24 protein-coding genes, 1 tRNA gene and 1 pseudogene are annotated in these 24,922 nt (G+C 49.7%); 21 read left to right on the top strand and 5 right to left on the bottom strand.

All coding sequences use genetic code 11. The features are described 5' to 3' along the window. From B4H10_RS10660 to B4H10_RS10640, 5 genes are all read left to right on the top strand, one after another. Positions 1-360 (top strand): NAD-dependent epimerase/dehydratase family protein (locus B4H10_RS10660; RefSeq protein WP_292018819.1); only part of this gene is annotated, 360 nt, incomplete at its 5' end. A gap of 337 nt (positions 361-697) precedes the next feature. After that, positions 698-1,246 (top strand): ECF transporter S component, encoded by a 549-nt coding sequence (locus B4H10_RS10655; protein WP_113856044.1) that lies wholly within the window; start codon positions 698-700, stop codon positions 1,244-1,246. A 9-nt stretch (positions 1,247-1,255) separates the two neighbouring features. Further along, complete coding sequence (locus B4H10_RS10650) at positions 1,256-2,083, top strand: pyridoxamine kinase (protein ID WP_292018817.1); 828 nt, start codon at positions 1,256-1,258, stop codon at positions 2,081-2,083. A 28-nt stretch (positions 2,084-2,111) separates the two neighbouring features. Next, positions 2,112-2,771 (top strand): TatD family nuclease-associated radical SAM protein, encoded by a 660-nt coding sequence (locus tag B4H10_RS10645; RefSeq protein WP_075582232.1) that lies wholly within the window; start codon positions 2,112-2,114, stop codon positions 2,769-2,771. Between the two features lie 97 nt (positions 2,772-2,868). Beyond that, on the top strand, positions 2,869-3,537 hold the full coding sequence (locus B4H10_RS10640; protein ID WP_292018816.1) for a hypothetical protein: 669 nt from the start codon (positions 2,869-2,871) through the stop codon (positions 3,535-3,537). 165 nt (positions 3,538-3,702) lie between these two features. Here B4H10_RS10640 and B4H10_RS10635 read toward each other — a convergent pair whose 3' ends face one another. Further along, positions 3,703-4,860: a 1-deoxy-D-xylulose-5-phosphate reductoisomerase gene (locus tag B4H10_RS10635; protein WP_292018815.1), complete on the bottom strand. Its 1,158-nt coding sequence runs from the start codon at positions 4,858-4,860 to the stop codon at positions 3,703-3,705. Between the two features lie 159 nt (positions 4,861-5,019). Here B4H10_RS10635 and B4H10_RS10630 point away from each other — a divergent pair, with 159 nt between their 5' ends. From B4H10_RS10630 to B4H10_RS10575, 12 genes are all read left to right on the top strand, one after another. Then, positions 5,020-5,361, top strand: a complete 342-nt coding sequence (locus B4H10_RS10630) for a cupin domain-containing protein (protein WP_059077208.1) — start codon at positions 5,020-5,022, stop codon at positions 5,359-5,361. A 169-nt stretch (positions 5,362-5,530) separates the two neighbouring features. Further along, positions 5,531-5,932, top strand: coding sequence for a C-GCAxxG-C-C family protein (locus tag B4H10_RS10625; protein WP_059077209.1), 402 nt, complete (start codon positions 5,531-5,533; stop codon positions 5,930-5,932). Positions 5,933-6,206: 274 nt separating this feature from the next. Further along, complete coding sequence (gene secA / locus B4H10_RS10620; RefSeq protein WP_292017839.1) at positions 6,207-8,666, top strand: preprotein translocase subunit SecA; 2,460 nt, start codon at positions 6,207-6,209, stop codon at positions 8,664-8,666. Positions 8,667-8,891: 225 nt separating this feature from the next. After that, positions 8,892-10,029, top strand: a protein-coding gene (gene prfB / locus B4H10_RS10615) for a peptide chain release factor 2 (RefSeq protein WP_338086663.1) whose coding sequence is annotated in 2 segments (ribosomal slippage) — positions 8,892-8,975 and positions 8,977-10,029 — 1,137 coding nt in all. Because the reading frame shifts where the segments join, the coding sequence is not laid out codon by codon here. After that, positions 10,026-10,715 carry an LmeA family phospholipid-binding protein gene (locus tag B4H10_RS10610; protein ID WP_292018814.1) on the top strand — a complete coding sequence of 230 codons (690 nt, stop codon included), beginning with the start codon at positions 10,026-10,028 and terminating at the stop codon, positions 10,713-10,715. The genes prfB and B4H10_RS10610 overlap by 4 nt, the downstream gene beginning before the upstream one ends. A 14-nt stretch (positions 10,716-10,729) precedes the next feature. Beyond that, positions 10,730-12,787 carry a DUF5693 family protein gene (locus tag B4H10_RS10605; protein ID WP_292018813.1) on the top strand — a complete coding sequence of 686 codons (2,058 nt, stop codon included), beginning with the start codon at positions 10,730-10,732 and terminating at the stop codon, positions 12,785-12,787. After that, complete coding sequence (gene csaB, locus B4H10_RS10600) at positions 12,780-13,889, top strand: polysaccharide pyruvyl transferase CsaB (RefSeq protein ID WP_113856037.1); 1,110 nt, start codon at positions 12,780-12,782, stop codon at positions 13,887-13,889. Before B4H10_RS10605 ends, csaB begins: the two co-directional genes overlap by 8 nt. A gap of 93 nt (positions 13,890-13,982) precedes the next feature. Further along, complete coding sequence (gene ftsE, locus B4H10_RS10595; protein ID WP_059077213.1) at positions 13,983-14,669, top strand: cell division ATP-binding protein FtsE; 687 nt, start codon at positions 13,983-13,985, stop codon at positions 14,667-14,669. After that, a complete protein-coding gene (gene ftsX, locus B4H10_RS10590) occupies positions 14,659-15,546 on the top strand; it encodes a permease-like cell division protein FtsX (protein ID WP_059077214.1) in 888 nt (295 codons plus the stop codon). The genes ftsE and ftsX overlap by 11 nt, the downstream gene beginning before the upstream one ends. 3 nt (positions 15,547-15,549) lie before the next feature. Next, on the top strand, positions 15,550-16,788 hold the full coding sequence (locus tag B4H10_RS10585) for a murein hydrolase activator EnvC family protein (protein ID WP_059077215.1): 1,239 nt from the start codon (positions 15,550-15,552) through the stop codon (positions 16,786-16,788). 12 nt (positions 16,789-16,800) lie between these two features. Beyond that, positions 16,801-17,952 carry a S41 family peptidase gene (locus tag B4H10_RS10580; RefSeq protein WP_059077216.1) on the top strand — a complete coding sequence of 384 codons (1,152 nt, stop codon included), beginning with the start codon at positions 16,801-16,803 and terminating at the stop codon, positions 17,950-17,952. Positions 17,953-18,081: 129 nt separating this feature from the next. Then, a tRNA-Leu gene (locus B4H10_RS10575) sits at positions 18,082-18,165 on the top strand. 98 nt (positions 18,166-18,263) lie between these two features. Here B4H10_RS10575 and B4H10_RS10570 read toward each other — a convergent pair. Next, positions 18,264-19,334 carry a tyrosine-type recombinase/integrase gene (locus B4H10_RS10570; protein WP_292018812.1) on the bottom strand — a complete coding sequence of 357 codons (1,071 nt, stop codon included), beginning with the start codon at positions 19,332-19,334 and terminating at the stop codon, positions 18,264-18,266. 104 nt (positions 19,335-19,438) lie between these two features. On the opposite strand from B4H10_RS10570, the gene B4H10_RS11565 reads away from it, so the two are divergent. The 4 genes from B4H10_RS11565 to B4H10_RS10555 are packed head-to-tail and all read left to right on the top strand — an operon-like array spanning position 19,439 to position 20,978. Beyond that, on the top strand, positions 19,439-19,621 hold the full coding sequence (locus B4H10_RS11565; RefSeq protein ID WP_014016479.1) for a type II toxin-antitoxin system HicA family toxin: 183 nt from the start codon (positions 19,439-19,441) through the stop codon (positions 19,619-19,621). 50 nt (positions 19,622-19,671) lie between these two features. Next, the gene (locus tag B4H10_RS10565; RefSeq protein ID WP_059077217.1) at positions 19,672-20,124 is read left to right on the top strand and encodes a type II toxin-antitoxin system HicB family antitoxin; all 453 of its coding nucleotides are present in this window, start codon (positions 19,672-19,674) and stop codon (positions 20,122-20,124) included. Between the two features lie 53 nt (positions 20,125-20,177). Continuing rightward, positions 20,178-20,603 carry a UPF0236 family transposase-like protein gene (locus B4H10_RS10560; RefSeq protein WP_292018811.1) on the top strand — a complete coding sequence of 142 codons (426 nt, stop codon included), beginning with the start codon at positions 20,178-20,180 and terminating at the stop codon, positions 20,601-20,603. Between the two features lie 12 nt (positions 20,604-20,615). Then, a complete protein-coding gene (locus B4H10_RS10555) occupies positions 20,616-20,978 on the top strand; it encodes a hypothetical protein (RefSeq protein ID WP_292018810.1) in 363 nt (120 codons plus the stop codon). A gap of 89 nt (positions 20,979-21,067) precedes the next feature. Here B4H10_RS10555 and B4H10_RS10550 read toward each other — a convergent pair whose 3' ends face one another. From B4H10_RS10550 to B4H10_RS10540, 3 genes and pseudogenes are all read right to left on the bottom strand, one after another. Further along, the gene (locus B4H10_RS10550) at positions 21,068-24,130 is read right to left on the bottom strand and encodes a leucine-rich repeat protein (RefSeq protein WP_292018809.1); all 3,063 of its coding nucleotides are present in this window, start codon (positions 24,128-24,130) and stop codon (positions 21,068-21,070) included. A gap of 100 nt (positions 24,131-24,230) precedes the next feature. After that, on the bottom strand, positions 24,231-24,734 hold the full coding sequence (locus B4H10_RS10545; RefSeq protein WP_292017843.1) for a hypothetical protein: 504 nt from the start codon (positions 24,732-24,734) through the stop codon (positions 24,231-24,233). Between the two features lie 23 nt (positions 24,735-24,757). After that, a pseudogene (locus tag B4H10_RS10540) lies at positions 24,758-24,922 on the bottom strand (exodeoxyribonuclease III); the annotation flags it as partial.

Here is a 24,922-nt window from a genome sequence, read left to right as displayed (position 1 = left end):
TTCTGTAAACTCCTGTCCCAGGGAAGCCCTATCACTGTCTATGGCGATGGCAATCAGACACGAGACTTCGTCTATGCCGGAGACATCGCATCGGCTATCGTACAGGCATTGCCCCTCACGGGCTATCACACGATCAACGTATCGACAGGAACTGAAACGAGCATCAACGACCTGATCCGTTCCTTCGAACGGGCCATAGGACACAAGGCCGAAGTGCAATACGCATCACCCCGCCCCGGAGACATCCAGCGCTCCGTCCTGAGCAACAAAGAACTGATACAAACCCTGCACATAAAACCAGAAATGACTCTGGAACAAGGCATAGCCCGTACCTACACCTGGTACAAGCATCCGATGTAGAAGCCCTACCGCTTCTACATCATACTTTAAGTAGCATAGTTGAACATTCAACTATGCTATATCTTTCAGTAGCAGGCGGATAGCTCCTATGGGGTGATGGGGAATGACTGGGAACTTCTTGACACTAACAAATTCCCACAACCTCTTTACACTATCTTGGATAGAAATATCATTATGTTGAGAAATTAACCGCTATACAGAACAGTGGCATTAGATTTGCTTGACAATGACAGAAATCTGCCAATCTGTCCTATTTACTTTATGCGATTTTTATAATAAAATAGAGGACAAATAGAAGATATTGTATTTATGCAGTATCGTGAAAGAAGGGGTATGTATGTCTCGTCCTGCTGATGCAGCGCCGCAGGCGCCGTATACGACAAAGTCCATTTGTTTATCGGCGGTCCTCGCTGCTGTCGTCTTTATTATGACTTTTGTACCGCGTATTCCCATTCCACTGGGATATGCCCACCTCGGCGACGCCGTGATTTTCCTGAGCTTCCTGTATTTTAACCGCCGCGAAGCGGCGTTGGCTGCCGCTATCGGTTCCTGCCTGTCTGATTTCCTCGGCGGTTTCCCATTGTGGATTGCACCGACCTTTGTCATTAAATACGTCATGGTATTCATCGTATTTGCCATCTGCTGCCGGGGAACACGGAAGAGTGCCCTCTATTCTGTCCGCACGCTCATTGCCTTCCTCCTTTCTTCTCTGTGGATGGCCATCGCCTATACCCTGGCCGGTGCCGTCCTTTTCGGTAGTATCCAGGCCGGTCTGGCTTCTCTACCGGGACTTCTCATGGAAGGTCTTCTCAATACGATTGCTGCCATGGGTGCCGGGATTTTTCTCAAGCAGCTGCCCACGACCCGTCAGGGCAGTATACGGTGAGGCGCGGCGATGGAACAACAGAAGAAGATTGCACTCATCAATGATATTACAGGATTTGGGCGCTGTTCCATTGCTGTCGAACTGCCGCTCATATCGGCCCTGAAAGTACAGGCCTGTCCGCTGCCGACGGCAATCTTGTCGGTCCATACGGGATTTCCTACGTATTTCATCGACGATTATACGGACCGTATGAAAGATTACATTGCCAGCTGGAAGAAAAATGCCCTGACCTTTGACGGTATTTCTACGGGATTCATGAATTCCCTCGAGCAGATCGATATTGTCATCGACTTTATCCACCAGTTCAAGCAGCCTGATACCATCGTCATCGTCGATCCGGTCATGGGGGACTATGGCAAGTTGTATGCGTCATATACGGAAAAGCTATGCGCTGAAATGCGCCGTCTCATGCAGTATGCCGATGTTATTACGCCGAATCTTACGGAAGCATGCCAGCTCCTGGGCATTCCCTATCCGGAAAAAGGTCATACGGACCGGGCGTACCTCGAAGATATTGCCGGGCGGCTGGCTGCTATGGGACCGGGACAGATCGTCATTACGGGACTGGCCGACGGGGATCATATTGACAACTACATCTATGAAACGGGAAAAGAACCGGACATCGTGTCGGTGAAGAAAATCGGCCATGACCGGTCCGGTACAGGCGATGCCTTTGCCGCCATCGTTTCAGCTTCGGTCGTACGCGGCGACAGTCTGAAAGACGCCGTCGTACGGGCGACGGATTTTATCAGCAGGACGCTGGTCTATACGGAACAGTTGGGACTACCGACCAACCGGGGGCTGGCCTTTGAACAATTTTTGACAGAATTACATTAATTTTATATAGAAAAGGGATGTGGCACTGATGATTACTTATGTATACGACAAGGGACACTATATTACCATGGCCGAAAGTCTGGCCAAACAGCCAGAGGGAAAACGCAACCTCTATGTCAATCTGACGAACCGTTGCACCTGTTCCTGTACGTTCTGTCTGCGCAGTCTTAAAAAAGAAGCCGAAGATATGGAACTGTGGCTTAAAGAAGAACCATCTGTTGCCGAGGTAGAAAAAGAACTGGACAGCCAGCCCTGGGACTACATCGGTGAAGTCGTGTTCTGCGGCTTTGGGGAACCGACCATGCGCCTTGATGATGTAGTGACTCTGTTGACCTATATCAAAAAACATCATCGTGATGTCAAGACGCGGATTAATACCAATGGCCTGTCGGATTTGGAATATGGCCGTGATACGTCTGTCGATTTCAAAGGCGGCATCCTTGATACGGTTTCCATCAGCCTCAATGCATCTAACGCCCAGCGTTATCTCGACCTGACGCGCAGCAAATTTGGCATCGGTTCGTACGAGGCCCTGCTGACCTTTGCCCAGCACTGTCAGAAGTATGTGCCCAACGTCGTTCTGACCGTTGTCGATCATGTCGAAAGCGAAGAAGAAATCGCTAAGTGCCGTAAAATCTGTGAAGACCGGGGGCTGACGCTGCGCGTACGGGCCTATGAAGCCAATTAAATTATAACAGTTTATTTCAATTTGTGACTCCTGTGCCATAGAAATGTAACATTTGTCTGTTATACTGTGTCCATCATCTAAAAAAGGAGTGATGGCGATGAAGATGTTACATACATGGCAGCGGCGTACGCTGGCTGCTGTACTGGCCGGAACGGCGGCCGTAATGATAGGTGTGGCTCCCTTTACGATAGCACAGGCTGCTGATACGACCGATGCGGCGGCGGGCGCCAGCACCCGTCCTAAAATGACACGGCAGATGCCGCCGATACATCCCGGTATAGGACAGAATGCCCGTATTGACCGCATGGTCCAGCAGGGAAAAATCACATCGGAACAAGCAAATAAACTGAAAAAAGCGATAGCTGATTTCCGGGAAAAAGAAGCGAAAGATCATCAGAAATTTATGAAGAGTCTGCCCAATAAGACGGGTATATCAGAAGAAACGCTCCGTGAAATCATGGCACCGCCCCGTTTGCGCCGCGGATTCGGGCCTCAGGTACGTCTCCAGCAGCTGGTAAAAGACGGATCCATCACACAAAGTGAAGCGACGGCATTGGAACAGAGTTTCCAGAAGCATCATTCCCGGCAGGGACAGCCTCCTAAGGCGCCTGCTGACGGACAAAAACCGGACCGTCAGAAATTAGAACAGGAACTATCCCAGGAAACGGGAATCTCTACAACGCGTCTGCAAGAAATCATGCAGCTCATGCACCAGCAGGGCCCACGAGACGAAGCACCCCAGGCTCCTGCTGATAAAGACATCTGATTAGAAGTGATTTAAGGGAAAATCTTTTGTCCCGTGAGTTTCCATTTATGATAAAGAAGCTGTTGCATTAGCATTATCTTTGCTTAATGCAACAGCTTCTTTTGGTGTGCAATAGTATGTTCCACAATGGTCAATCGTTTGGACTGATGTAAGGCTTCCAGTAAACTAAATTTTTTGTAAGACTTGTTCTGTATCTATACGCGTGCTTTGATCTGCTGCAGCGATTTCTTCCAGTGAGGGATGGCTGATCGGCTTATGAGCGTCGAGAATCGTGGCAATCGTCGGGGCAATGTCCGTATAGGCGATGCGTCCTGCAAGGAAAGCCTGTACGCAGACTTCATTACAGGCATTGAAGACGCAGGGGGCTGTACCGCCAGCCTTTCCGGCTTCGATGGCAAGGCGCAGGGCGGGGAAGGCATCCAGATCCGGCGCTTCAAAGGTCAGCGTACCGGCACGGACCAGATCGAGATGTCCAAAGGCGCAGTCGTAGCGGGCCGGCCAGGAAAAGGCGTACTGGATAGGAAGGCGCATATCGGTCAGTCCCATCTGGGCCATGACCGATCCGTCGCAAAACTCGACGAGGGAGTGGACCAGGCTCTGGGGATGGATGACGACATCGATGGCCTCATAGGGCATGTCAAACAGCCAGTGTGCTTCCATGACTTCCAGTCCTTTGTTGGCCAGGGTAGCGCTGTCTACGGTTACTTTGGGTCCCATATTCCAGTTGGGATGATGGAGACACTGCTCCCGCGTTACATGGTGCAGCTGTTCCCTCGTATAGCCCCGGAACGGGCCGCCTGATGCTGTAAGAATGAGACGGCGCACTTCTTCTTTCCTGCCGCCGCGAAGAGATTGGAAAATGGCGCTGTGCTCGCTGTCTACGGGTAAAATCTGAACGCCATGCTGCTGGGCCGACTCCATAACCAGATGGCCGGCAGCAACGAGAGTCTCCTTATTGGCCAGGGCGATGGTTTTTCCGGCGGCAATGGCACCGAGCGTCGGTTCCAGACCGGCATAGCCTACCATGGCGGCCAGCACTGTATCGACAGGGCCATAGGAAGCGGCGGCCCTGAGGCCGTCAATGCCGCTCAGGATATCACATTCTTTTCCTACCAGATGCTGCAGCGTACGGGCAGCCGTTGCATCAGTGAGGACGGCGAAATCGGGGTGAAAGCGGCGAATCTGGTCTGCCATGAGAGAGACGCTGCCATGGGCAGCCAGCACGCGGACACGAAGTTCTTCCGGATTGGCGGCGATGACATCCAGTGCCTGGGTTCCAATCGAACCGGTACTGCCTAATATACATAGCTGTTTTTGTTTCATTGATTTCTCCTGTTCCGTTCATAGTTTTATCGATTCTATTGTAACAGGCTGCAGGGAAGAACGAAAGGACTTTTTCTTTCTGAAGGAGAAACAGTAGAAAGCCTTTGCTTTCTATGCTAGAATATAACCAGAAGTAGAATGTATAAGGAGGGGGTTGCAATGATCCGCAAAGAAAACAGAGTACAAGTAGAAGGACTGGCTGGTGGCAAAGGGCCGGCAACAGTCTGTCATATCCTGACGAAAGACGAACTGATGGGCCATGGCCGCATGTATGCCAAAGTCATCCTGCCGCCGGGTTCCAGCCTGGGATTTCATCAGCATATTCATGAAACCGAACCGTACTACATCCTATCCGGTGTAGGCGATTTTACTGACAATGATGGTTCCGTTACCAAAGTAACGGCCGGTGACTGCTGTCTCATCGAACCGGGACAGTCCCATTGCATTGCCAATAATGGAACGGAAGATCTGGTATTCATGGCACTCATTTATAACGACTAAGACAGCAATGGTATATTGCCGATACCGTTTTTCATAAAAGGACGTGATCCTATGTCACAACTCATAGGCATTATTGTTTCGGCACTCGTTGCATTTTCATTGTTCATGGTGTATGCGAAATTCTCACAGCATCATTGAAACATGTACTACAAAGACTGGAGTGATTCCCATGGGAAAATATCTGGAAAAAGCCAAAGAACTGCGCGCCATTACGGACGTGCATTATAACTGTGCACAGTCTGTCATCTGTGCCTTTGAAGAATTGACCGGGCTCGATGATGCCACATCGCGCAAAATTGGGGCAAACTTCGGCAGCGGCATGAAACGGGGCGGTACCTGCGGCGCTATCACCGGCGGTCTCATGACACTGGGCCTTCTGGGTATCGAAGACGGACCGACCATCGCCGCTTTCCACAAAGCATTCCTGGATCATCATCAGAACTGTCTCGACTGTGCGGACCTGCTGCGCATGAACCAGGCCAATGGCGGGGAAAAGAAGCCCCACTGTGACGGCATGGTATTCGAAGCCGTCCAGCTCATCGAAGACATCCTGGACAAACGCAATAAATAGAATATTGATAACAGACTAAGAGGGATTGCCGCTGTGCTATCCCTCTTTTTTAGAATATCCATCATGATGTGGTCATAGGATATTTGATGGAAGCGCGACATGTTTTGGATGGGGCGATATGGATGGAATACAGAAGCCGTTTTACGTAAGAAACGTGTAAAGGAATGGGACGGATACGGTGCCAGCTATTGCATAAAGTGGGGTAAATGATGTAAAATGTAAAATTGATATGAATGTTACTATGTGATGAATAAGTTGCAATGGAGGTTATTTCGTGTTTGATTCGTTTATACAACACCTTCTCGGCAATAATACCGACCGGGAACTCAAAAAAATGTGGCCTATCGTGCGCCATATCAATGATTTAGAACCACAGATGACGGCGCTCAGCGATTCGTCCCTCCAGGCTAAGACTTTTGAATTTAAAGAACGCCTGCAAAAAGGAGAAACGCTGGATGATATTCTGCCGGAAGCCTTTGCTGTCGTGCGTGAAGCATCGCGGCGTGTTCTTGGCATGCGCCATTTTGATGTACAGCTTCTGGGCGGCATTGTGCTGCACCGCGGGGATATTGCAGAAATGAGGACCGGCGAAGGGAAAACGCTCGTTGCGACATTGCCGGTATATTTGAATGCCCTCACCGGAGAAGGCGCCCACGTTGTCACGGTCAACGACTATCTGGCAACCCGTGATAGTGAAGAAATGGGACAGATTTACAAGTTCCTGGGCTTGTCTGTCGGACTTATCGTCCATGACTTGAATTATGAACAGCGCCGCCGTGCTTATAATTCAGATATTACCTATGGTACCAATAATGAATTTGGCTTTGATTATCTCCGTGATAACATGGTCATCAGTAAAGAACAGATGGTACAGCGCCCGCTGAATTACTGTATCGTCGATGAAGTGGACTCCATCCTCATTGATGAAGCCCGTACGCCGCTGATTATTTCCGGCCCCGGTGAAAAATCGACGGACCTCTACTATACGCTGGCCGGTATCGTCAAGACCTTCACCAAAGATGACTATATCATGGATGAAAAACAGAAGACCATTGCCCCGACTGATTCGGGCGTTGCCAAGGTCGAAAAGATGCTGGGCATCAGCAACATGTTCGATAACGAACACCTTGACCTGAACCATCTGGTCATTCAGGCCCTGCGTGCCCGGTTCATGATGCACCGTGACAAGGACTATGTCGTGAAGAATGGCGAAATCGTCATCGTCGATGAATTTACGGGCCGTCTCATGTTTGGCCGCCGCTACAGCGATGGCCTGCACCAGTCCATCGAAGCCAAGGAAAATGTCAAAGTGCAGGGCGAAAGCAAGACTCTGGCCACGATTACTTTCCAGAACTATTTCCGCATGTACAAGAAACTGGCCGGCATGACCGGTACGGCCAAGACGGAAGAAGACGAATTCAATAAGATTTATAAACTCGACGTCTATGTCATTCCTACCAATAAGCCGATGATCCGTAAGGATTTGCCCGATGTCATTTACAAGACGAAGAATGCCAAGTACCGCGCAGTCGTGCGGGAAGTCGTCAAACGCCATGCAACGGGGCAGCCTATCCTCGTAGGGACGACCAGCATCAGCCAGTCGGAAATCCTGAGCCAGATGCTCAACAAGGAACATATCGTACATAACGTCCTGAACGCCAAATATCATGAAAAAGAAGCGGAAATCATCAAGGATGCCGGTCAGCGGGGTATGGTCACCATCGCCACTAACATGGCCGGCCGTGGTACCGATATCAAGCTGGGCAAGGGCGTTGCCGAACTGGGCGGTCTCATGATCATCGGTACGGAACGCCATGAAAGCCGTCGTATCGATAACCAGCTCCGTGGCCGTGCAGGCCGTCAGGGGGATCCCGGTACGACACAGTTCTATTTGTCTCTGGAAGACGATCTCATGCGTATTTTTGGTTCAGATAATATTTCTAAGTTCATGGACAAACTGGGCCTGGATGAAGACGAACCGATTACGGCCAAGATGATCACCAAATCGATTGAAAAGGCACAGAAGAAAGTCGAAAGCCACAACTTTGAAATCCGTAAATACGTTCTGGAATACGATGATGTCATGAATCAGCAGCGTGAAGTGCTCTATGCACAGCGCCGTCAGGTACTGACGGCGGATTCCCTCAAGGATACGATTCTCGGCATGGTCAGCGATATCATCGATGATGGCCTCAATAAATATGCCGATGAAAAACTCTATCCGGAAGAATGGGATTTTGCCGGCCTTCTGACACAGATGCAGCAGTATTTCGTGCCGAAAGACGCGACGACCAGCGAAGAACTGGAAAACCTCAGCCGTGTCGAAGTCAAGGAAAAACTGTACCAGATTGCCGTCGATCTCTATGATGCCCGGGAAAAGGAAATCGGGCCGGAAACGATGCGTGAACTGGAACGGGCCATCATGCTCCGTGTCGTAGACAGCAAGTGGATGGATCACCTTGACGCTATGGATGCCCTGAAAGAAGGCATCAATCTCCGGGCATACGGGCAGAAGAATCCTCTCGTTGAATATAAGTTTGAAGCCTATGATATGTTTGAAGAAATGGTCGATTCCATCAAACGGACGACGGTCACATTCCTCTATCATATCCAGATTACATACAGTAAGCCTGTTCCAAAGGCAGAAGATCATCTGCAGGGTGCCCGGGAAGTCCATGATGAAAGTGCCCCGGTCACGGCAGAAGATATCAAGCGGGACGAAGAACGGCAGTAAAAGAGCCGCAGTTCGTAGGCCGCAGACCGCAGTCAGCGGCTAACAGGTAGGAAAGCCCGCAGTTCGCAGTTTTAGATATCCCAAGAAAGCCTCCCCTGTGAAGGGGAGGGCCTTTTCGGCCTGCAAGGTGCTGAGTGCAAGGAAGCGCAAGGCGGTTGCCGAAACGGACAGTAGAGATGGGACCACAAAGTGGTGGCGTTTTGTTTATGATTATGTTTTTGAAAGATGGTGATTCTTGTGTTATTAGATGAAATGCGTAAACCGCTGGAAGATTTGAAGAAGAGAATACAGGAAATCGGGGATTCACTTTAACCTCCCCAGGAAAAAAGAAAAAATCATGGATCTCGATATGCAGATGAGTGACCCTGATTTTTGGAGTGATCCGGATAAAGCAAAGAAAATTTCCCAGGAAGCAACGCTCCTGAAGACGGAAGTAGAAGGGCATGAAAAACTGGAAACCCAGTGTGCGGACCTGCTTGATTTCCTAGATATGGCCATTGAAGAAAAAGAAACAGGTATGGCCGAGGAAATCGAAAAGCAGTATCATGCCCTGCTGAAAGACATTGAAAAGCGGGAAGTACTGCTGCTCCTTTCCGGAGAATACGATACGTGCAATGCTATCCTGACTTTCCATGCCGGTGCCGGCGGAACGGAAGCCCAGGACTGGACACAGATGCTGGTCCGCATGTATACGCGCTGGGCAGAACAGCACGGGTTCCACATAACCGTCATGGATATGCAGCCCGGTGATGAAGCCGGCATCAAAAGTGCGGCTTTTACCATTGAAGGAGAATACGCTTACGGCTATCTCAAGTCGGAAAAAGGCGTACACCGCCTGGTCCGTATTTCGCCCTTTGATGCGGCTGCGCGGCGTCATACGTCTTTTACGGCCGTCGATGTCATGCCTGAACTGCCCGATGATGTAGATGTAGAAATCAACATGGACGATGTCCGCGTCGATTATTTCCGCGCATCCGGTGCCGGTGGCCAGCACGTCAATAAGACGAGTTCTGCTGTCCGTATGACCCATATCCCGACAGGCATTGTCGTGCAGTGCCAAAATGAACGGTCACAGGTACAGAACCGGGAAATGTGTATGAAGTACCTGCGTGCCAAGTTATTTGAATTAGAACAGGAAAAGCAGGCGCAGCTCAAAGCAGAAATCGGCGGCGAACATCAGGCCATCGAATGGGGCAGTCAGATCCGTTCCTATGTATTCCATCCATACACGATGGTCAAAGATCACCGGACGAATGTGGAAACGGGAAATATCCAGGCTGTCATGGACGGCGATATCGATATGTTCATCGAAGGATATTTGCAGCAGCAGAAAGAAAAACGCCTGGCTAAGCAGACTATATGATGAAAAAATGGATGTATGCCGCCATGGCAGTCGCAGTCATTCTGCTGGGGCTGAATATAGCGGCTCCGCGTCTGGCAGCTTATGGATTGTACCGTGGCCTTTCCCGGCATATGGAAATTTCACCGGATAATGTCCTCGTCGAAGCCCGTCCCGGCCTGTCTGTACTGACGGGCCGTCTGGACCGGGTTCATGCAGGTGGTGACGATTTCCGCGTCGGCAAGCTGCGTTTTCAGTCCTTTGACTGCACGCTGGAAGGAGTCCGGTTCGATCCTCTGGCCAGCCTGATGGATGGCCGTTTGCAGGCTGAATCGGCTGAACAGGGAGAACTGGTAGCTACAGTTTCCCAGGATGACCTGAGTGACTTTATCAAAAAACAGGTAAAAGGCACAGAACAGATGGATGTATCCTTTGATGGTGATACTATCCATGTCAGAGGCAAAGTACGGGTCGGCGGTTTTTTGCGTGCCGATGCTGATATAGCCGGCCGGTTTGCTATGGAAGGGAATAAGCTGATGTTCCTGCCGGAGGATGCCGCCATATCGGCGAAGGGGGTCCGGGTCAATGCTTCGAATCTGGCCCGGCTGGAAGTCTATGATTTTACAGATTTTCCCCTTCATATGGTTCCGGACCAGGTCACTCTGGATAACGGATTGCTTACACTGCATGGCAGGGTCAGCAATCACTGAATAAGGTGGATAGAATGGAAAAAAAGAATAAGCGCAGTATCCTGCTCATGATCCTGGTCGTATTGGTCGGCCTGATTTCATGTATATATCTATGTGTGCAGCGGTACTATGTGGAACATGACAATATGTCGATTGAACAGGCGATGGATTATGATGCTGTTGTCGTTTTGGGACGCAACGAAGGATATGATCTGGAAACGACACTGGAAAAGTGCCGTCAGGCCGGCATCACCAGTTTTACCATATACGATACGACGCTGAATAAAATGACCCAGCGCGGAGAATGCTCTGTCATTACCCGTTTGGGAGCTGAACTCTATTATCCACAGTTCCATCTTGGTTCGTATCAGTACGAATATTATCTTGTCGGCAAGCCAAAAGACCAGAAGGACCTGTATTTTGACGAACTAACAGAAGATCTGCAGTTGCGGCTGGGCAAGGAAAATGCTGTCGTCATCGACAATCCCCAGTACCGTATTCTTGGACTGCATGGCATCATGCCGGCCCTCGGCGAAGTCAATCTGGGCATTATGTCAGCCGATGCCAACCGCATTGCCAGCTATGGCTTTAACGTCATCCTGCGGCCGACTAATTATCATGATGTCACGGCGGATGATCTGGAACACTTTTTCCAGCGCGCCGATAAAATCCGCAATGTGACGGGCATCATGTTTGTCGGTAAGGAGGTACTGGGCTATAGTCCGGACCCGGCGCAGCGCAAAGACATGCTGCAGCTGACAGCAGACCGTATGCTGGCCCGGCAGATGCCGTTTTATATGATTGAATCGGTTAATCAGCTCCAGTATGATAACCAGGATGGCATGTACGACCTGGCAGGTCTTATGCATTATGATACAGGCCGTGTCTATGCCATGGCCAAAGAGGAATTGGAAAAGATTACACCGGAAGAAGCGGCCATGCGCTTTTATATCAGCGACCTGGAACGTAATGTCCGGGTCAACCTGTTCCCACTGTATAAGAAACCCCGGTATGGCCAGTCTTTGCTGGATACGAATCTGAACTATATCAGCAGGGTTACGCAGAAATTGGAAGGCCGGGGCTATCAGCTGGACCGGGCGTCTGTACTGCCTGTCTACTATCCCAATAAGGTACTCCTGGCGATTGCGGCGGCAGCAGCGGCCTGTGGATTCTTGTTCCTCCTGAATCTGCTCGTTCCTCTTTCGGACCGGGTTAATTACGGGCTTATCGTACTGGCTATACTCTTTGGAGCCGGCGGAGCCTGGATTGCCAAAGGAGCTCTGTTTTTACAGATGATGGCTGTCGGTTGTGCCGTAACGGCGCCATCGGCAGCAATACTGGTACTGCTCGATTTCTGGCGTCATCAGAATCTGACAAAGAAACTCGGCTATGGCCGGGTCATCCGCGATGGTGCGCTGGGACTCACGGCGGCTGTCCTCATGTCCATGGTCGGAGGTATTTTCATTGCGGCCATGTTGGGGAACATACGCTTCTTTATGGAATTTGATTATTACCGAGGTGTCAAACTCACCTTTATCCTGCCAATCATTATCGTAGCGATTGGCTATCTGCGGCGCTTCCCCCTTATGGGTCACGATTTTGCCACATCATCTGATTTCATAGCGTTTGCCAAAGATTTTCTCCGCATCCCCATCCGCATGGGAACGCTCATCCTCGTCGGATTCCTGGGGCTGGTGGCCTTTATCTTCGTCGGCCGCAGCGGTCATACGGCCGGTGTACCTGTACCGGGAATCGAAGTGGCTATGCGCCGTTTCCTGGAAACGGTCATGTATGCCCGGCCGCGGGAAAAAGAATTTCTCATCGGCCATCCAGCCTTTTTCCTCATGGTAGCGGCTATGTATCGCAAATGGCCGGAACTGGTCCATTTCTTTACGGTACTGGCAGCGGTCATCGGCGTAGGGTCCATGGTAGAAACCTTTGCCCATATCCGGACGCCGTTTATCATGTCCTTTATCCGTGGCCTTAATGGCTGGCTTACAGGGCTTGTACTGGGTATCCTGCTCATTTGTGCCATTGCCATTGTTCAGTATGTGACGGCCTGGATGGGAAAGCGGGTGAAGTCCCGTGACTAACATTGTCATTTCCGGTTATTACGGATTTGCCAATGCCGGTGATGAAGCCATGCTGGCGGCACTCCTCGGATCACTGGAGGACCTGATTCCCGGTGCTTCCATCACGGTCATTTCGGGACACCCGGATATGACACGGGAAAATCATCATGTAGAGGCAGTACACAGGCTGAATTTTCCGGGCATTGCCAGGGCTATCTGCCGGGCTGATCTTCTCATCAGCGGTGGTGGAAGTCTGCTGCAGGATGTGACCAGCGCCCGCAGTCTCTATTATTATCTGCTCATCATGCGCATGGCTCTCTTTTTCCACAAGCCGGTCATGCTCTATGCCCAGGGCATCGGTCCCATACGCCGTCCCAAGGCGCGGAAGGCGGTTCGCAATGTGCTGCAGAAAGTGACTATGATTGGTGTCCGTGACAGTGAATCGCGACAGGAATTGCAGCGGCTCGGCGTTACGGATCCACCCATCCACGTGACGGCCGATGCCGTACTATCTATGCCTCCTGTGGATAAAAAAATTGGCTTTTATCTGTTGAAAAAGCATGGTATTAACGGTGTTGGCACCCGTATCGGCATTGCCATCCGCAACTGGCAGCATATGACCCGGTATAAAGACGAGATTGCCAAGGCGGCAGATGAACTGGTACGTACGATGGGAGCCCGCATTATTTTTATTCCCATGCAGTATCCTGCCGATGCTGAAGCGGCGTCTGATGTGGCGGCGCGTATGAAGGAACCGGCGACGGTTCTGAAAGAAGCATACAATACGGTGGAATTCATGGCCCTTATGGGCTGCATGGATGTGGTCATTGCAAACCGGCTCCATGCACTCATTTTTGCATCTATCATGCAGGTGCCGGTAACGGCCATTTCCTACGATCCCAAAATTGATGGGTTCATCAGCCTCATTGGTGATACGCTTTGCGGGACCATGGAGACTGTCACTGCCAGGACACTGGTGACAGATGTAACGGCCAGACTGAAGGCCGGCGGTATTATGCCGGAAGTCAGAGCGCGAATGAATCACTTACGACGCCAGTCTATGCGTAATGCCTATCTGGCGTTACGCGTTATAGAAGAACATACGGCGGCCCGGAAAGGTTGACGCTCGCAGGAGCAGTGACTTGACGGCCGCTTTTCCTTATATATAATAGAGTATGTCTGATAAAAGTATGGTTTGCCAGAAAAGAGGAAATCTATGATATATTTTAAGAATGTATCCAAAGTGTACGACAATGGGTCTGTTGCTCTGGACCATGCCAATGTGCATATCAAAAAAGGGGAGTTCGTATTTGTCGTAGGTGCCAGCGGAGCCGGCAAGTCCACGTTCATCAAGCTTCTCGACCATGAAGAGCTGCCAACGGAAGGTTCAGTCATCGTCAACGGCATTGAAGTGAATAAGCTGAAAAAAAGCCGGGTCCCGTACTTGCGCCGCCGCATGGGAATCGTGTTTCAGGATTTCCGTCTGCTGCCCAATAAGACGGCAGAGGAAAATGTCGCCTTTGCCATGGAAGTTATTGAAGCACCGCGGCGTCTGATCAAAGAACGGGTCCGCAACGTCCTCGACTTGGTAGGGCTGGTCGGTAAAGCCGATGCCCTGCCGTCGAATCTCAGCGGCGGCGAACAGCAGCGTGTGGCTATTGCCAGAGCCATCGTCAACCGGCCGCTCCTGCTCATTGCCGATGAACCGACGGGTAATCTGGATCCAGAAACGTCAAAGGGAATCATGGATATTTTTACCAAAGTCAATCATATGGGGACAACTGTCGTCATGGTGACCCATGACCAGCAGCTTGTCGATATGATGAACAAGCGGGTCATTGAAATCGTCGATGGCAAGATTGTCCGTGATGAACAGCAGGGAGGATACGACGATGAAAATTAGAACCATGAGGTATTACCTCTCGGAAGCCTTTACGTCTTTTTGGCGCAATAGCTTCATGTCTATTGCGTCCATTGCGACCGTAGCCGTCTCATTTTTTATTTTAGGGTTGTTCCTGATCATGGTAGCCAATCTGGACTATTTTGCCGATAATCTGGAAAACCAGGTGCAGATCAGCGTGTATCTGAAAGATGATCTGACAACGGATCAGGTCATGAGTGTAGGCAGCCGGCTGAAGGCCCTGCCCGATGTAAAAGAACTGGAATTTACCAACAAAGACCAGGCCATGGATAAACTAAAGGAACGTATGAAAGACCAGCCGGGCATTCTCGATGCCCTCGACGGGAAGAATCCGCTGCCGACATCATATACGCTGACGTTGAGTAATCCGGAACAGGTTAAAAAGACGGCAACTGTCGTCGGACAGTATGACGAAGTGGAAAGCACCCATTATGGACAGGAAATCGTGGAACAGTTGTTCCGCGTGGCGACGATTATCCGCTGGGGAGGCATTGCCCTCATTATTTTCCTGACTTTTGCGACGCTGTTCATCATTTCCAATACAATCCGTCTGACCGTCTTTGCCCGGCGCCGGGAAATCGGCATCATGAAATACGTTGGTGCTACCAACTGGTTCATCCGCTGGCCATTTCTCTTGGAAGGATTGTTCCTGGGATTCATCGGCGGTCTCATTGCCGATGTGGCCTTATTGCAGTTCTATGAATTTGTCACGATAACGATTCACCGGACGCTGGCATTTCTGCCTATGGTCAGTCCGTATCCATTCATGTATCAGGCAAGTGGTCTGATACTCGTACTGAGCATGGTCATCGGGGCCATTGGCAGTACGATTTCTCTGAAACGCTATATGAAGGTGTAACGTATGATGAGTATACAATATAAAAAGCCGTTGGCAGCGGCTTTGACGGTCCTGTATCTCCTGAACCCCTGTGGTCTCATCTTTGCGGAAGACGAAGATTTGCAGGATCAGTTATCGACAGTTCAGGGGCAGATGGCAGAACAGGCTCAGAAGAAGAGTGAAGCCGAAGCAGTTATCGGCAATGTCTTTGAAAAATTGCGGGTCATCCAGGAAAATCTCGATGCCGCCAATGCACAATATAAGTCTATTTCCCAAGAATTAACTGAAACAGAACGGCAGATTACCCGGACCCAGGCCGAACTGGAAAGGGCAGAAACCCATCTGAGAAGCCGGGAAAAGGTGCTAAGCCGCCGCATCCGTGATATTTATATGCACGGCCAGCTCAATTACCTCGATGTCGTCGTCGGGGCTAAGGATTTTAATGATTTTGCTAACCGCGTCGAACTCCTGCGGCGTATCGTCAGTTCGGATCTGGAACTGATTTCGTCCATAAAGGATGAACGGGACCAGATCAACCAGACGAAACAGGCTCTGGAAGAGCAGCGGGAAACGCAGGCAAAGCTAAAAGAAGAAGCAGCAGCCAAGAAGGAAGAAATCGCCAAGCATAAGGCTGAACAGCAGGCTATCCTGGAAAAAGCCCAGACTGATAAGGCGACGGCAGAAGAAGCCTATGCCGAACTGGAAGCGTCGTCCAATCAGATTGCCCAGATGCTCCGCGACCGTGAAGCAGCCCGGCAGGCAGCAGCGGCTGCGGCAGCGGCGGCAGCGTCGTCTGGGGAAAGTGGCAGCGACAGCAGCGGGGATAGTGGCAGTTCGTCCGGCGGAGATGACAGCGGTTATTACCAGCCAGTCAGTGGTTCCGGTCAGATGATCTGGCCGGTAAATGGCGTCATCACATCGCCCTTTGGTTACCGGGAACACCCGATTTTCGGCCGCCAGATTCTTCATTCCGGCATTGACATCGGCGTCGATTACGGGACGCCTGTCCATGCTGCTGATGGTGGTGTCGTTGTAGAAGCGGGATGGATCAGCGGTTATGGTTATGCCGTCGTCATTGACCACGGCAATGGGACATCGACTCTGTATGGACATAACGAATCTCTGGCTGTATCGTCGGGACAGTCTGTTTCTCAGGGCCAGGTCATCGCCTATGCCGGTTCTACAGGGAATTCGACGGGGCCACACGTTCACTTTGAAGTCCGTGTCGGCGGTGAACCAGTCGATCCGAATTCGTATCTATAAACGAGGCAGACTATGAATCAGAAAAAACACATGTTTCAGATGTTGTTCCGGGCCGTTGCCTGGGGGTTGTTTACGGCAGCCTGCAGTGTGTTGCTGCTAGTGGGCCTCTTTTACTACTACACGGGGACGCCCGTAGGATTCATTAAATTCTTCCGCACTCTTCATGTGGTGGAACAGAATTTTCCCGGTGCTGTCGATAAGCAGGATCTCCTTAATGGGGCACTGGAAGGAATCGTCAAAAAACTGGGCGACAAGCACAGTATCTATCTCGACGGCGATGATTTCCAGGCATTTTCCGACCAGACGTCCGGGTCCTATGCCGGTATTGGTGTGTATATCGGTTCCAGTGAGGAAGGTACGATTGTAGCCGGAGTCATGGATGACAGCCCGGCTGCTGAAGCCGGCGTCCAGCGCGGTGACCTGATCCAGGCTATTAATGGCACATCTACGAAGGGGATGAGTCTGGAAGACATTTCCAAGACTATCCGGGGACCCGTGGATACGACAGTTACTCTGACCCTGGGAAGAAATGGTGAATCTCAGGAGATGGCCATAACGCGCCGTCAGATCCATATGAAAACCGTCGGTGGCCAGATGATTGAAGGAACTGATGTGGGATATATTCGGGTGGCAATTTTCAGTGAAAATACGGGAGAGGAGTTTACCCGTCAGTATCAGGAACTGCGTAAGCAGGGCATGAAGCGCATGATTCTCGACCTCAGGAATAATCCCGGTGGCATCGTCGATCAAGCTGTTGCCGTAGCATCGAATTTCGTTCCCAAGGACAGTGTCATCGTATCCTTTACGAGCCGATCCGGTGACGAATCGGAATATAAGGCTAATGGCAGTGGTGATACTATCCCTTTGGTAGTGCTCATCAATGAAAATTCAGCAAGCGCTTCTGAAATCGTATCCGGTGCCATCCAGGATTTGAAATTGGGGCCAGTTATCGGGACGAAGAGTTATGGAAAAGGAACGGTACAGGGCGTCTATCCCATTGATTCTGATGACGCTATCAAGCTGACTGTTGCCAAATACCGCACGGCCAGTGGCCGGGAAATTGATGGCGTAGGCATACAACCTGATATAGAAGTCCAGTTGCAACCCAACGACCCGGAAGACTATCAATATGAAAAAGCATTGGAAGTTGTACAGACCTTGTAACCGCCACAGAACAGGCAGGGTATACAGAATCAAAACAGAAGCATGAAGCGGGGACTGCAGAATCCTTGCATTGTCCCCGCTTTCATGATACAATAAATACCGTGTCAGATTGCATCTGACAATCGGCAGGCGAGTGTGGCGGAATGGCAGACGCGCCAGACTTAGGATCTGGTGCCTCACGGCGTAAGGGTTCAAGTCCCTTCACTCGCACCAATGGGACAACCATCACATTGAATGATGGTTGTCCTTTTTTATTGACCTCATAATATCTGGTGCGTTTGCCCCCTTTTTGACCCCGCGACGGGGCAAAGTTAAACGAGGTCAATTAATTTATCAACAACGTTCTCTTCAATATCTGGTAAAACGTGACTGTATGTGTCCATAGTCTGATGAAAGGAAGAGTGGCCCAGGCGGACCTGGACGACTTTGAAATGAACGCCAGCTTTGAGAAGTAGTGTGGCATGAGTGTGTCGCAACATATGAAAGGTCAGGTGGAAGCTTGCCGACTTTCCATATTTATTGGCCGTATGACTGATATATTTCGGATCATACGGACGTCCATCGCGTCGGCAGAACAATAACCCGTTATCTTCATAGTCTGATGCGGCCATTCTGTTTTTGAGCGTCCACATGATTTGTCGCCGCAAAATAGACAGCGTCTTGGCATCAACGGAAATCGTACGCCGGGAAGCGGCATTTTTGGTTGTAGGTGATATAACCGGATTTCCGCCAACGAGAAGGACCGTTTGATTGACAGAAATGGTTGATGCTTTCGTATTGACATCGCGGATACGCAAACCAAGTATCTCAGAACGTCTCAGACCCGTATGCAAAGCCACATAGTATAGATTATAGTGGCAGGGGTTGGAAATGACGCCTAGCAGGCGCTGAGCTTCATTTTTTGATAGTGCGGATACTTGCGTCTTCTGTTTTTGCGGTAATTTGACACCGCGCATAGGGGAGATTGGCAGTACTCCATCATTGACAGCTTGGTTGAGTCCGATTCGGACAACAGCCAATGCGTATTGCACGGATCGGTTGCTATATCCGAGAGCCAGTAAATCAGCAATCAATTTACGGAACATATGAGGCTGTAAATCGATTAGCTTAATTTTAGCCATAGTCGGTAGCACATATTGACGTAGTTGATATACGTATGATTCGTATGTATCCGTCGCCAACGTCGGTTTGGCGCCTCGTAGCCATATCGACAGCCATTGACCTAAGGTGATGTTATAATCGATGTTAGGCGCGGAATGGAGCGTATTTTTGTACTTATTGCGCTGCTGTTCCGCTTCTTTAATGGTTCGGCCGTAAAAATAATGACGTTTGCCGTCGATGGTCAGAGAGACTTTGTAGCGGCCATCAGGTCTTTTTTTCATAAAAATCGCCCCTTTAAAAAATAAAAATAAACTCAGAAGGTGTTTTTATATTTACGAATACACTCAAAAGGTGTATAATATAATTAAAGAAAGGAGGTTACAGAATGAAGAGGTCGGAGCTGTTAAAGATCCTTAAAAAGAATGGGTGCAAGTTGATTGGGCATGGTGGAAATCATGACCTGTATTACAGCCCGATAACGGGAAAGCAATTCCCTGTCTGGCGGCACAATAAGGACATACCGTCAGGAACTATTAAAGCTATTTTTAAACAGGCTGGTATTCAGTAAGGCAAAGGGAGAAATCCCCTTGGCCTGATTCATATAAAAAGGAGGACGTCATGAGCAAATATATTTTCCCAGCTACATTCCAATGGGATGAAAAAGACAAAGTATATTACGTAAATTTTCCGGATGTAGACGGCTGCTTTACCGATGGCGCAACCTTGACCGAAGCAATGGAAAACGCAGACGATGTGTTGAATTTAATGGTTTGGAGCATGGAACAGCAAAAGCAGGCTATACCCGGACCGACACCGCGGGATAAAGTAAAAGTACCGGAAAATGGATTCGTTAATTTAGTGGTTGCTGATACCGACGCATATCAAGATGTCATTGACCGGGAAAATAATCCTATCAAGTACGCGCGCAAGAAAGCTGGATTAAATGTAAAAGGATTGGCTGAACTCTTAGGGGCGCCTTATCGTACGGTCCAGGAATGGAATGCCGGAAATCGGATGCCACCCAAATGGGTACAGCGTTTGATTATCGAAAAAATCGAAGCAAATATGTAGTAATAGAAATCATCAAAACAATAAAGGATTCCGATACAGTTATTGAACGGGATATGAAATTATTGACCCTGTTTTTCGAATTATTCCGATTGAAACCCTACCAACGATTTTCCGCTTTGCTGATGAAGAAAGTGGCGGAAACGGCTACCAGCTGTGTATATCGAAAAACGGCCGATATCGTGAACCGGTTTACCCTGACGACCCTGAGTCATCAAACGGTGAAGCATATTGTGATGCAATCGGGGGCGTTGTGTCAGGAATGGCAGGCCATTCAGCGGCAGGAAACTTCCGTAGAAGAAACGGAAGCCCCGGTTGTGTACATAGAAGGAGACGGGCTGGTCTTGCGGGGACAGCATAAGAAGCAGTTGGAAATACACCGGATGCAGGTGTATGAAGGACGGGAAAAAGAAGGGAAACGGACCCGGCTGATTCATGCGTATCACATGGCTTCTACGGAATATGAAAAGACATGGGAATAAGCAGGGTGGTACATGCACCGGCAGTATGGATTAAGCCATACGATAGTGATCAGCAACGGGGATGGCGGAACGGGATATGGCTATGAGGCGTTTCAGGAACTGGCAGCAGGGTGCAAGTGGCATGAGCACCAGCGGGATGTATATCATGTACACCGCAAGGTGAAAGAACGGCTGCATTTTGCTGCACCGGAGGTACAGGAAGGAATCCGGCAGAGTATCTGGAACCATGATAAAACGAGTCTGGCGCTCTGGCTGGATACAGCTGAATCGGAGGCAGAAGGAACCGATGAATTACAAGACGTAGAACGGTTACTATACCAGCAAAGAGGCCCTTCGGGGCCTCTTTTGCTTAAAAAAATGGGCTCAGATAACTGAGTCCATTTTTTAGATGAGGCTATTCTGTTACAGCCCCTTTTAATCCGGTACAGATGTGTTCTCAGGGGTGAGTGTGTATTAGCTGTACGTTACCAGTCTAAATCAAAACTGTATGTATCCACATCAATTCCGTTTTCCATGCAGTATTCATAGACGTGAGAGTCTCTTCTGCAGATTACGGTGACGGGGGTGTTTTTGAATACGTCTTTTCCTATATGATTGATACCCGTAAATTTAATCGTTTTGAGGTTCGGGCAGTCAGCGAAGGCTTCGTCTTCCAGCGAGTCCAGGCAGTCGCCTACTTCTACGTAGGAAAGTTCACTGCATCCTTTGAATGCGCGGGCCCAGATACCTTTCACCTTAGTTGCATAAAATGCAACGATTTTGGAACCGGCAAAAGCATTTTCTCCGATATAGGAAATGTTCGTTCCGCCGTAGACGTAGATCAGGGAGGAATTCATATATGCGTCTTCGCCGATACATTTTTGGAAAGACATAGTCCATGGGTGGATGATGATATCCCTCATGCCGTCTTCCGATTGGTAGGCAGGCTTTTCCGGACGGCGTCTGATGGCGGCGACGATGGCTTCCCTGTCATAGTCGCCGTTTTTCTCTGCCTGGCTTTTCACGACGTAAATCCGTTTATTGTCTTTCGGATTGATTCCTCCTCCCGGAAGAATCGGGATGCCCATGTCATTACTGATAGTATGTACTGTGTCCCGGAAATCCGACCGATAGCTATATAACGTGTAGGTTTTTGATTCTTTATAAATATCATAGTGTTTCCAGGCGCGTTTGTCGTCTAGGTTTTGCCGTTCTTTCAGTTCCTGGCGTACGGGGGAATCTTCCCCTTTCAGGAAATAGGGGATGGCATGTTTCTGGCAGTACGCTTCCCAGATACTCCCTGGCAGGCAGCAGACCGTGATGTCCGTTCCGGCAAATACGTCTTCTCCTATATGGCAGTCCATCTGTAACAGTTCGATGAAATGAAGGTCGCGGCAATGGGCAAAGGCACCGTCGCCCACATGGGAAAGGGAGGCAGGAAGTTCCACCCGGTCCAGAAAATGCAGTCCTTCAAAAGCATGGGCCCCTATCGTTTCCAGACCTTCTTCCGCTTTGAACTGAAGAAGGGTGGATTTCATAAAACACCATTCTCCGATTTCCCGTATATCACCAGTGAGATGGAGATAACATATGGGGGCATATACCAGTGCTTTTGTATCCAGCTTCGTATAGGGCAGCGCATCTTCCTCATCTTCCGTATCTTCGGGAATATGAATGACTTCCGGATACTGTTTGCTTTCTTTATAGCAGACATCGGAAATAGGCGGAAGTAGCTTGCGTGATTCTATGGGAAGCTCACAGTGTTCGCTGCCTTTGATTCGGTCTATGGCATTTTTGTGTGTAAAAATGGATGTATTGCGTTCCAGTAGTCCCCATGATTTCATGTCTTTATAGACGTTCCCGCCAAGGGGAATATCGAGGCGTACGTCTATATTGTAGAATTCATCATTGACAACAGTAGTGTGTTCAGAAAGGAACACTACCGTTTTTTCCCCGACGGCAGATAACGGATAGGCCGCAACGGAAGGGGGGATGACCAGTTTCTTCAAACATGGCACATCGAAAAAGGCGCGGTGGCCGATGGTTTTCAGGCTTTGTGGCAGGATGAGTTCCTTCAGTTGCTCGCAACAGAAGAATGCATAGTCTGAAATAGTGGTTACCCCTTCGGGTATGGTAATGGATTCATCGGAGACTCCGTAAAAATGAAAGGAAGGAATAGTCGTTCCATCGCCTGTTTCCTGGGAGGATCCTTTCAGGATGACAATTTCTTCCGCTTCCTGCTTCAGCTTGTCCAAAAGGGGATAGGGGAAGGTCATCTGCACATCATGCAGGGCCCCGGCTATGTCACCTGCCTGAGGAAGCAGACCCAGGGACATGAACGCGTCTATCAGAGGACACCCATCCTGTATGTAGTCCAATAAATCGGCCAGGGGAAGATCTCTCTTCTTTCCCCAATAGCCAAGTACGCCTTTGGTCATCCGGAACTTGACATTTTCCAGCTTTTCAGAAAGTCCGAACGCCTCGGCTATGCGGTCAACGATACCGTCTCTATCGTTGAGATAGAGGTAAAATAACTTGTAGGACAGGGGCTTGTAGGGATTACGGTCCAGTACATAGAATGCTGCTTTTTTCCGCTCATCCTTTCCCAGGGTGCCATCATTGATGGCAGTTTGCATGACCTCGGGCAATTCATTTTTTTCCGGATCTGGTGGAATAAGGTTCAGGCGGTCGGAGGCGTCCATGGTGAGATAGAAAACAGAACGTCTGTACGTATCAATAAACGATTGTACCAGATCGTCGGAACGGAACAAATCATCGAGCTGTCTTTTTTCCCGGCTGTTGGTGAATGCATTGCCGATGGCATTAAATATGCTGTGCGCCGCACCGCTTGCCAGATTGAGAACACCGGCAGTAATCATACCCTGCAAAGCGCCGCCCAGGCCGAAGCCGCCGCCTATGATCCGGCCGCGGTATTCTTTCCGCAGTTCCCGGTAGGTTCTTTCTGCTTCGGCATTTCCTGTGATTTTACCAACCTGGCCCAGCAGAGACTGGACAAAATCCTGCCATGCATCGAGAGCAGAAGGGGCGCCGTCTGCCATGTCACGGGCCATGAAATTATCTTTCGTAAGACCGTAAATGCCGCGGGATAAAAGAAGGGAAGATTCCTTCTTCAGCACGCTGCCCATAATCTGTTCGGCTGCTTCTTCGCTCGTAAAGAATTGCAGAAGCTCTTCTACGCTGTCATTTTTCCAGTATATGCGTTTTAGTTCTTTATCTGACAGCGCTTCTTTGGTCATGGCTTTTGCCAGACGAATAAAACCGACCTGTCGTTCATCATATTCGAAATGGCACCCGTCTACATCAAAGACATACTTGCCTCTTTCTCCGTCATGGAAGGGCCTCAGTTCCAGACTATCGTCTTCAGGAGAGCAGAAAATAGGATATATTTTTTCTTCTTTCTGCTTATTTACCTTTTTTAGGACATCTTCATAGGAAAGTCCATCTGCTGAACCGGCTACTGGTGTTCCGCAGTACGGGCAGAATCTGGATCCGTCAGGGACCGGTTTTCCGCAATTCGTACAAAACATAGTTATCATTCTCCTTTACCATGCAAATGCTCTTTTGTTTTATTTTACTACGGCTGCAGGAAAGAAAAAAGAGGGTCTGGTTTGGAGCAGTCTTTATTTCTTAGAAATGGAAAGTGACGCCGGCGCCAACACCGTGTTCGTTATCGCCGTCTTCAGGCATGTAATTATGGTAATTGACGTTCAGTCCCCATCCCAGGGCGATGTTATAGTTGATGCCGGCCTGGGCTTCAGAGAAATGGGAGCCTTTGACATATGTGGCATAGGGCTGGATTCCCAGAATATGGGGTGCAGCGACGCCGATGCCACCGTAAAAGGAGGCCGAATTGGACTGGTGGCCGATGTTGTTGCGCCAGCCGCCGAGAAGCTGGACATTCGATCCGATAACATTATATTTGGCGTAAATGTCGTTCTGATTGCCGTACTGGTCGCGGTCGGCCCGTTTGTAACCGATGGTCGTCCGCGGCAGGACTTTGGCTTCGGCATATTGTTCTTTTGTGCCGGTGCCGATGCTGATGCCCGCTTCCGGTACGACCGGCAGGGCAAAAGCCTGGGGCAGGGCAAGAGCCGTGAAGGCTATCGCGGTTATCGTCAGTTTTTTTAACATATATATTTCTCCTTTACGTGATTTCATAGTAATTCCAGACCGACAGGGCAGTGGTCGCTGCCGGTGATATCTGTATAAATCGAGGCTTTTTTCAACTTGTTGTCGAGACTTTTCGAGGTGATGAAGTAGTCGATGCGCCATCCGGCGTTGTTCTGGCGGGCCTTGAAGCGGTAGCTCCACCACGAATA

This window comes from Megasphaera sp. UBA4382 (assembly GCF_002391155.1).
Classification (GTDB): domain Bacteria; phylum Bacillota; class Negativicutes; order Veillonellales; family Megasphaeraceae; genus Megasphaera; species Megasphaera hexanoica.
Note: the sequence above shows the minus strand (reverse complement) of the source record. Positions and strands in the feature narration are given on the sequence as shown.